Annotated in this window: 11 protein-coding genes; 1 reads left to right on the plus strand and 10 read right to left on the minus strand. The window is 31.7% G+C overall.

What is annotated here, in order from left to right:
* Positions 1-121 precede the first annotated feature (121 nt).
* From ABWP20_RS17660 to ABWP20_RS17670, 3 genes are all read right to left on the minus strand, one after another.
* Complete coding sequence (locus ABWP20_RS17660; RefSeq protein ID WP_353097637.1) at positions 122-607, minus strand: hypothetical protein; 486 nt, start codon at positions 605-607, stop codon at positions 122-124.
* Between the two features lie 205 nt (positions 608-812).
* Positions 813-1,697: an ImmA/IrrE family metallo-endopeptidase gene (locus ABWP20_RS17665; RefSeq protein ID WP_353097638.1), complete on the minus strand. Its 885-nt coding sequence runs from the start codon at positions 1,695-1,697 to the stop codon at positions 813-815.
* Positions 1,675-1,842: a hypothetical protein gene (locus ABWP20_RS17670; RefSeq protein ID WP_353097640.1), complete on the minus strand. Its 168-nt coding sequence runs from the start codon at positions 1,840-1,842 to the stop codon at positions 1,675-1,677. The genes ABWP20_RS17665 and ABWP20_RS17670 overlap by 23 nt, the downstream gene beginning before the upstream one ends.
* A gap of 199 nt (positions 1,843-2,041) precedes the next feature.
* Here ABWP20_RS17670 and ABWP20_RS17675 point away from each other — a divergent pair, with 199 nt between their 5' ends.
* A complete protein-coding gene (locus tag ABWP20_RS17675) occupies positions 2,042-2,320 on the plus strand; it encodes a helix-turn-helix domain-containing protein (protein ID WP_353097652.1) in 279 nt (92 codons plus the stop codon).
* Positions 2,321-3,471: 1,151 nt separating this feature from the next.
* Here the strand turns inward: ABWP20_RS17675 and ABWP20_RS17680 are convergent.
* From ABWP20_RS17680 to ABWP20_RS17710, 7 genes are all read right to left on the minus strand, one after another.
* Complete coding sequence (locus tag ABWP20_RS17680; protein ID WP_353097641.1) at positions 3,472-3,726, minus strand: TfoX/Sxy family DNA transformation protein; 255 nt, start codon at positions 3,724-3,726, stop codon at positions 3,472-3,474.
* A 12-nt stretch (positions 3,727-3,738) separates the two neighbouring features.
* Positions 3,739-3,984 (minus strand): zinc ribbon domain-containing protein, encoded by a 246-nt coding sequence (locus ABWP20_RS17685; protein WP_353097642.1) that lies wholly within the window; start codon positions 3,982-3,984, stop codon positions 3,739-3,741.
* 16 nt (positions 3,985-4,000) lie between these two features.
* Positions 4,001-4,585 (minus strand): TetR/AcrR family transcriptional regulator, encoded by a 585-nt coding sequence (locus ABWP20_RS17690; protein ID WP_353097644.1) that lies wholly within the window; start codon positions 4,583-4,585, stop codon positions 4,001-4,003.
* A gap of 654 nt (positions 4,586-5,239) precedes the next feature.
* Entirely contained in the window at positions 5,240-6,250 is a 1,011-nt protein-coding gene (gene splB / locus ABWP20_RS17695; RefSeq protein ID WP_353097645.1) for a spore photoproduct lyase, read from the minus strand.
* A gap of 731 nt (positions 6,251-6,981) precedes the next feature.
* Positions 6,982-7,089, minus strand: a complete 108-nt coding sequence (locus tag ABWP20_RS17700; RefSeq protein ID WP_353097647.1) for a MetS family NSS transporter small subunit — start codon at positions 7,087-7,089, stop codon at positions 6,982-6,984.
* Positions 7,090-7,105: 16 nt separating this feature from the next.
* Positions 7,106-8,599, minus strand: coding sequence for a sodium-dependent transporter (locus ABWP20_RS17705; RefSeq protein WP_353097649.1), 1,494 nt, complete (start codon positions 8,597-8,599; stop codon positions 7,106-7,108).
* Between the two features lie 594 nt (positions 8,600-9,193).
* Positions 9,194-9,426 (minus strand): hypothetical protein (locus tag ABWP20_RS17710; RefSeq protein ID WP_353097651.1); only part of this gene is annotated, 233 nt, incomplete at its 5' end.

Below are 9,426 nucleotides of genomic sequence, written 5' to 3' on the forward strand. Positions count from 1 at the left end.
ATGTGCATAATATTTTAATTAAATTATCTGTCTACTTGACATGGGTCAGTTCATATTGCTAAAGCCCTTGATGTTACCCCTTAAAAACTTCACTTTTAAAATCAATATTCTGATATATTAGTTAAACACTATAATCTTGGTATAAGGCATTTATCTGATTAATGAAATCCCCCCATTCTGGGTTTGTTCCCTTTTCGTGTTCAGTTAAGTAATACTGATATTTATATAACATCCTAAGTAATTTTTTATCTCCTTTATTTTTTACATATAAATAATAAATAAGTTCAAACATATGAATCGCCTTAACGTTATCAAGTCCTGTAGACCATTCTTCTGCCTTTTCTATTAATTGAAGTGCGTTATTATCATGAGCAGCAAAATAAAGAATACCTTTTACCGCAATATAGGAAAGACTTTTTACTTCTCCCCGATCATCCTTATTATCAATTTGAGGATTGTAATTTGTATAGGGATAAATTTTGGCTTCAATTGAATCTCGAAGAAATCCTTCAACTTCTGTAAGGGACGAATCAAAATGAATAATAATTTTTGGCGGAATTTCTTGTCTTAAACTTTCAACATATTCCCTAAGTTTCCTACCAACCAACTCATCATAAACCACCTCATGAATCGCAAGCTTGGAGAATGTAGTAAAAATTGGATCAATCCAAACCTTTTTAAAAATCGGAAAATCAAACCTACTCTTTGCATATCTACTTCGATCAGAAGGTATTAAAAAATTAGTATCAATAGTTATAATCTAATCTGGATTTTCAAAAATATTTATCAAAGATAAATTTGCTTTATTTAAATTAATCTTCATTTGAGTTTCCTCCTGAAAAAAAAGCTTCAAATTCAGCTAAATCTTCATCAGAAACTGTAATCTTGTATCCAAAGTCATCTGGTGATTTACCAAATAGATTTAATGTTTCAGCAAATTTATCTTCATCAATCAGATTATCCTCAAAATTTCTTATGATAATTTCAATATCCTTAGCAGATGTTCCAATTTTATTAGTCTTTTTATTTAGTTTGCTATATACCTCATTGTTGAAAGCAAGACCAATTTTGGCATATTCACTATCTAGATTTCTTACATCAATATCGTAAAGCTTATTATATTGTTCTTCAGAAATTGCACCAATTTCACCTAATCTTTTGACTATAGAACGATACGGAAGCCACCAAGAGCATTGAAGTCTTACAATAAATCTCATAAGGGTTTTCTCAGAAATCTTTTCTAGTTTTGATGTTTTAAATTCATCAATAACAATGCTTTTTAAAGCTACTTCTGGGAATAAAAATTCTGCTGCAAAACGATTAGCTTTTGCCTCAACAAGATTATTTTCTACATCATTTAATCTACTTAAATAAAATCCTGTCTTAGTAAAGTAATGATATAGTTCATGTGCTATAGCAAAAACTTGTTTATCAAAATAATCAGCTGTGTTTAAACCAATAAAAGTCAATTCCTTATTATTTTCTTCCGAGTACATGATTGCAGCAGAAAAAGCTGGATTATCCCCTTCTGAATTTATAGGATATTCCAGCAATATAATGTCCAACTGTTCTAATATTGTAAATATATCATTAGCTATTGGCACTTCACCAGCAATGCTTAGAGATCCACGTTTATCTCTGGCAAGTTTTCTCATTTCCTCTATCTGAACTTCACTAAGCATTATTGATGGATTCATTTTCAAATTTTCTCCTTAGCATTATTTGTTGCCTTAATGATATCATCATTTTAAAGAGTTTATCTACGCCTTCTTTTTCATTATCATTTAATGTTTCACTTCTAAGTGCCACAAATGAATTAGTTTCTTCCTTTTCAACAAACATATCTACTATAATGTATTAAAAATTATAATGGCGAAGCCTTGACACTATGCTTTCTTTCTCGCAGGCTGGGTTATTCCGAATTTTATACAACGAGAAAATTCAAAGAAATATCGGGTATGCAATTTAGGGATTATCTGCGGCATAGAAAATTAGCCTTTGCACTAAAAGAGGTTCGGGATAGTGAAAAAAACTTTTAGATATTGCTTTTGATTATGGTTTTTCATCACATGAAGCTTTTACCAGAGCTTTTAAGGGAACATATGGTGTAACTCCAAGTGAATATCGAAAAAAGCCTAAGCCTGTCGTTCTTCGTACAAAAATAAACCCTTTCGACCGCTACTTTTTAGGATTGGGAGAGATTGGGATGATGAAATCTACAGATGATGTTAAAATTTATTTTGTAACCATTCCCGCACACAAATTTTTGCACATTAAAAACTATGAGAGTAATGGATATTGGGATTTTTGGCAAAAATAAAATTTTATTCCGGGACAGGACTGCGAAACAATTTGCCCTCGATAGTATCAAAGGCAAATTGGATGACGATGGTGGGAGCGAATCTAACGGCGGCAGCGGTCAGATTATGGCGTACATTAATGACCCGGACGGCAGACTCTGCGATTGGGGTATTCCACGTACAGAGTGTTATGGTGTACGACTTCCTTTTGATTTTGCAGGCATTGGTTACTGCTTTGATACTTCCCCCCGGTAGAATAATTTACTTTTATTTTAATCCGGAACGGTTTTTTAAGTATATCAGACCAGTACGAAAGTAAATAAAATCGACCGCCTATCCACTATACAGACTCTAATGAAGAAATCAAATAAAACATTAAGTAAGTACACACTTGCCGCCATAACAACGGTAATAAAAAAATCGTTGTTATGGCGGCAGGATAGCTATGCGCCTGTACAAAATATAGTAGCCTAACGGTGGTTTTGAATAACAATCAAAGCCGCCGTTTTCTTTTTTGAAAAATGAAACACGGGAGGTGTATTAAATTCGCCCTTTTTAAGGGTATGACGGTATCTTAGGAGGTATCACCATGTTCTTTTTTGATTTTGTATTATCAGTTAACGGTAAACAATTAAAAAAAGCAATGCCCGCTCTCAAAGTTATCACGGCTTATTAGATGAAATATGCAAGTACCAAACCAGCTAATAAAAATCAAGTATTTATTAGCTGGTTTTTATGTAAATTTTTTATTTATTTAATTTTTTTGCTAGTATCTATTAAAAGTTTAAGTGAGGGTCTCAATTTATTGGTAAGAGATACAACATTGAAGTTGAAAAACATGGTATTATTTAAAGCATGAGTGATGCTGGTAATCCTTATGACAATGCCATTATGGAATCCTTTAATAAAAAAAAGCCCGATTGAACATAATCCAATCAGGCGAATAAAGGCTTTTTTTGATAATGCAAAGAATGGATTGTTTTATCGATAAGCATAACTCAACACGGCGGAAACCTCCTATCATTACCATCGTGTCCTTGAAAATGGCAACTTTAATACATACTCCACTCGTCCAATTTTTGCACCATTTCCCATCCATGCCTTTTGATGAGTGGGCGCTTCCCGTGCAAATCCTTCAAATGCTTTACCTACTTTCATAGCTCCAATCCCTTTATAGCGATTTATAAAATGTCTTAAGTTTTTGTTTTGTGTCATCGGGCAAGAGTTTGTCCGACATCCCCTCAATCGCGCCCTGAATACCATAGAGCATGTGCAGACAAGCACCAGGGTCAACATACATGAGAATACGCATAAATGCTTCTTCCGCACCAATACTCTGCAGTTGCTCCGGCGTTTCAATGCCGATACGAAATAAGTTGTCTTCTAAAACTTTGCCCACATTGGGCAAATCAGATAATTTTTTCATAAAATCAATCCTTTACGAAAAGTATTCCGTCCATGCGGGCAATTTTTTCATCATACTTTCTGCTGTTTTAATTGCCACCTTTTCATCAATTCCCTGTGTTTTTATGAGAAAGTTTGCCAGAGATTTTTTCTTTTCTTCAAAGGATTGCATGGTTCCATCGGGACAGGCACAATGCAAACAGTAATCCTTTGATATATCATTCATGGCAAATTCTGATATTTCATTCATAGGCATACCACAAGCAATACAGATTTTCATTTTCCATTCCTCCACTTCATTTTGAAATGAGCGCTATAAAACCGTCTACCAATTCATCACGGCGGCGGTCCAATACAGAAGCACCAGGCGCAAACAGTTCGCTATTTCGCAGGTAATAATGGAGTAAGCCCATCCATGTATTGAACAGTACATGCAGAGGAATATCCTTCACTGTTCCGGTTTGTTGCCCTCGTTCAACCGCAACGCTAAAATGTAAAGAGATTGTAGATTGCAAAGAAAGAAGTATCGTTTTTGTTTCATCAGGCAAAGATGACAATTCTGTAATCAGCGTCTTATAAAACTGCTCGTATTCTTTTAGGACGTTAATATGTGCGTGGAGCAGTTCAGAAATATTATTCCCCGCCGCGGAAAGGTGATGGAGTTTATTTCCCATTTCTTTTGCAAAACGTTCCAGAACATGAAGTTGTAAACTCTTTTTTGTGGGGAAATGAACAAAGATTGTCCCATGAGATATGCCCGCTTCCTGCGCGATAACGTTTGTAGGCATGGAAAATCCTCCTACCTCGTATAGGCGAAAGGCGGTATCTAAAATTCTCCTCCGTGTAAACTCCTTTTGTTCCTGTCTTTTTGTCTGCACCATAAAATTGACCTCCAACTCAATAAGTATATACTCATCATAATCTTTTGTTTGAAAAAAGTCAATACATCATCAAAAGTGACCTGTGATTTGTCAATATTAGATCTAACAAACTACATAACGCACCTTGTGTAATCGTTTAGCTTTTTCTTTAGAAACTGTAAAATGACATCAGTATTATTAAAAATGTGGAATATTAGCTTCAAGATAATAATCTGATTTACTAAGCTTTCCTTTCCAATGTGTTTTCATATTAGTCCTCTTAATTTTAATTTGTTCTAAATTTAATAATTAATTACACAAATCTACAAGTACAATATATCCCAAAAAATAAACTTAACATTTGTCTTCTAACAATCAATATCATCAATTAGGCAATCACTTGTTTGATTATCTCTTATTAATATATAAGGGATAATAAAATTAAATTAAGAGTGATACAATCTTAAAATCTAAAGTCATCAATTTGTCTTTCTGCTTCTTCTTTAGTGATTCCATATTTTTCTTGCAACTTACCTGCTAATATCTTAGCATCATCTTTTATAATATCTAAGTCATAATTGGTTAATTTACCCCATTTTTTTGTACTTTACCTTTTATATCTTCCTTTGTATCCTCCCTCTAATGTATTACTCCCCATTAAAAATGAGATAATCACTATGTGAAATATTCAATTTCTGCATTTGAAAAATTTTCATTGATAACTTGGGAAATATAATTTCTTATCTCATCGCTTTTTTCTTTAGGATAAACGTGCTTAAATTTTCCATATGGCCCCCATTTTAATTGTCTATTTGCATCATTTAAATCTAATTCTGTCTTAGGAAACCTTTTAAGTATCAATTCCCTAGCTGTATCCGTGAATCTATGTTGTATTAATTCAAATGTAATCTTTTCTTCATAGCCTTCTAATTCAGATTTTAATTTATCTAGCAATTCTTTATAATCATTTTGCCAATTATCATATATCATAATCGGAGCAATAATGAATCCTAATGGGTATCCAGCTTTAGCAATCTTTCTTGCAGCTTCTATTCTTTCTTCAAAACTAGAGGTATTATGTTCAAATTTATTTATTATATATCTAGTATTTATACTAAATCTAAATTTAGTGTGCCTATTATGATTTATATCTAAAAAAGAATCAATATTATCATATTTAGTAACTATTCTAAGTCTGCCATTTTCACTGTTAGCAAAAAACTCAACACATCTTTTAAGATTACCCGTTAAATGTTCTAGGGCAATTGGATCTGTAATACTCCCACATTCGAAGCAGGTAATATTAGGTAGGTTTTCATCTATATGCTTTTGGATAACTGCCAGTATCTCGTCTATATTCACGAATACTTTTATATATGGTTTTTCTCCTTGAGTTGTTTGTAAATAACAGTATTCACAATGCCCTGGGCATGAGCTCGATAAGGAAAACTGATAGTCTGCCGATGGATTACAGGGTTTTAATTTTTTTTCTTTATTTACAGTTAAATAAATGGTCTTCTTAGCTTTAACATAATTTTCAATGGAAGATTTACCCTCAATTAAAACTTTTCTTCCTTCAATTATAGGCACATTTAATTTTTCTAATTGTTCCCTAGCAAATTTACCAACTTCATATTCCATACTTCTAGGATTAATAAATGCCTTATCTGGTATAAATAATTTCATTTTATTCACCTCATGATAATATTATCTCCAATTACTAGGTATTATCTTAAGGAAATAAATGGGATATGATGTAAAAAGTGTGTTATAAGAGTATTCTCTCTGCTCAGATACCATAGATAACAAAAATTCTAAGACACGCAAATCTACTTATGTTCATCTATATTTTGACCTTAAAAACAGGATCAAAAAACAGTGTTTTTCCACTGATTTTCGATCCAAATTTCATCCTTAAACCACTATATATTGTAGTTAAACCCTATTATTTCTACTCTTAACCACAATATGTCATTAGAATTATACTCTTAGTCGTGGAATGTTCCCAGAATGTTCCCAATTATCCTTCAATACGCTTGGTTTCTTGGACATTCCTTACATGAGACGTACATCTACTTCTTCAGTCGTTTTACTCCTTCACAAGTAGTGTTACGACTTCAACTTGCCTTGAGGTGACAATAAAAATGTCCTAGATTATATTACCCTCTTGGTGGCAAGGTATTATTAAATCTTCACTTAAAACTACAGCTGTGTCTTTTTTAGATTGAAAATCAAACAAACTTCCTTTTAAATTATTCAATTCCACTTTTATAACTTTTGAATCTTCATATAAAGAAACTACCTTAAGCTGTCCTTTATTTCATATGACTATAAGGAAATTCTTATTGCCATTCTCATCTTCCAAACATATAGTTTTCCTTATTTGATTATTTAGAAAATCAATTTTTTCTGTGATATTAATCTGAATAACTATCTTTTTTTATTGATATTAATATAGTAGTCAATAATCCTCCCCAAAGTACTGTTGCACCTATACCGAAGAATATCGTTGCACTTAATGTCATTTTTATCACCATACCTTTATTCATTTTTTAAATTAATATTATCTCTCCAAGGTTGTTTACTTATTAAAATTGCTCCGGTAATTCCTATTAAAATAATTCCCCATCCATAAACAAACAATGCCTGCATATCATATCCACCATAAGGTGTATACATTTCTGTAATAAGACTTTGTACTAGAATGAAAGTTAAAACAATTGGATTTATACATTTAATAAATACATCCCACCATTTTCCTATTCTATAATAAGATACTGAATTTGTATGGTCGCGAATTGTCTTAGGTTTTATAACCCATCCTACTAAGATAGTTTCTAGTAATCCAACTACAACTATTCCATAGTTATTAATAAAGTTATCCATAATATCTAATAAGTATAATCCTGCTCTAGTTGCAAAGGAGATACTTATAACAAATCCAACTAGCAAAATTCCTGTTACTACTTTTTTACGTTCCCATCCTGTTTTATCTATTATGGCTGAAGATATCGCTTCAACTAAGGATACTGCTGATGTTAACCCTGCAAATACCAAACAAGTAAAGAATAATACAGATAGTATGTTTCCCCAGCTGCCCATTACTGAAAATACTTTAGGAAATGCTATAAATGCAAGTCCTATACCATCAGATGCAACTTTATCAACAGATACTCCTTGATTTGTTGCCATAAATCCAAGTATTGCAAAAACCCCTATTGCAGATAAAAATTCAAACCCACAATTAGCAAAAGCAGTCATAAATGCACTATTATTTATATCTGTTTTTTCAGGAAGATAACTGGAATAAGTCATCATAATTCCTGTAGCTATACTTAATGAAAAAAATACTTGTCCATATGCTGCAACCCAGACTTTAGGATCTTTAACTTTTTGCCAATCAGGTGTAAACAGTGTGTTTAAGCCTAAAGAAGCACCTTCTAAAGTTACCCCTTTTATTACTATAATTATCATTATTATTAATAGAGCTGGTAATAGTATTTTACTTAATCTTTCGATTCCACCTTTTATTCCTTTATAACATATAAACCAGTTAATTAACCAAACCAAAGTTATTCCTATTAATATTGGAACAACTATGCCTCCAAAATCAAAGGGTGATGATGATAAATTCAATACTTCATTATAAAAATAACTGTTAGTGTCATTTCCCCATACTTTTTTAAAGCTTAATGTTAAGTACTTTATAGCCAGGCTCAAAATCATTGAATAATAGCATAAAATTATAACTGCGCTAATTATAGGCCACCAACCAAGCCATTCCCATTTTTTATTTGCTCTTGATATTGCAAGTGGTGTTGAACCTCTAAATTTATGCCCCATTCCATATTCAAGAATTAATAAAGGTATTCCTGCTGTGAATATGGCGAAAAAATATGGAATTAAGAAAGCTCCGCCTCCATTTGAATAAGCCACATAAGGAAATCTCCATATATTACCTAGCCCTACAGCAGAACCAATAGCTGCAAGTAGGAACCCTGCTTTTGTCCCCCATTGTTCTCTGGATTTTTTCATTTTTATTCCTCCTAAATCTTTTGTCTGAATCTTGCAAATGTTGATATTTATAAATAAAAAAGCCCCACAGTTTATACTATGGGACCTTTTTACCTAGGATATTACAAAAGTCCCATAGTTTATCTATGGGACTCCATTTATTTCAATACAAATAATTAGCCACCATAGATGCAAAACGCTTGTTTTAGCGATTGCACCTATAGTAGTTATGTAACGTATCTATATATACAATCGCTATCTTAAGTTAGCTAATAAGAGTTGATTATTCAATTTTGAAACAGATATATTTATTTTAATATTCATAATAATCCTCCTCTTGATAAATTTATATTATGGTATCATACTATTCTATTAATGTCAATAAAATTTAAAAAACAATATAAAAAAAGTAATATAGTTAATTGTAAAACTAAATTTGACCCCTTTTTAAGATAACTCCAAAATCTTATTGTTCATTACGAGTACAAAAATAATCTAATTTAGCATTAGATTTTTTGGCATGTTCAAAATTTGGATGTGCTTCTTTTTTCTATATTAAATTTTTGATTCGTATAAAAAATAAATGATATGCAACATTAAATATTTACTTAATTTCTAAAAATTACTTTTAAGTATATTATTAACTGGTATCAAAATTTCTTCTTTATCTCCCTTTTTTATAATTTGGTCTAACATATACAAATCATCTGAGTTTATATTAAAAATTCCTACAAAAGGTTGATCTATGTAAAAATCACCGTTTTCTTCATACATTGACCTCCAACTATTATTTGTTAGTGTAAACCTATTTATATAATTAATAGATCTATACTCTGTATTATCAAAGG

The sequence above is a fragment of the Tissierella praeacuta genome (assembly GCF_040396155.1).
Classification (GTDB): domain Bacteria; phylum Bacillota; class Clostridia; order Tissierellales; family Tissierellaceae; genus Tissierella; species Tissierella praeacuta_A.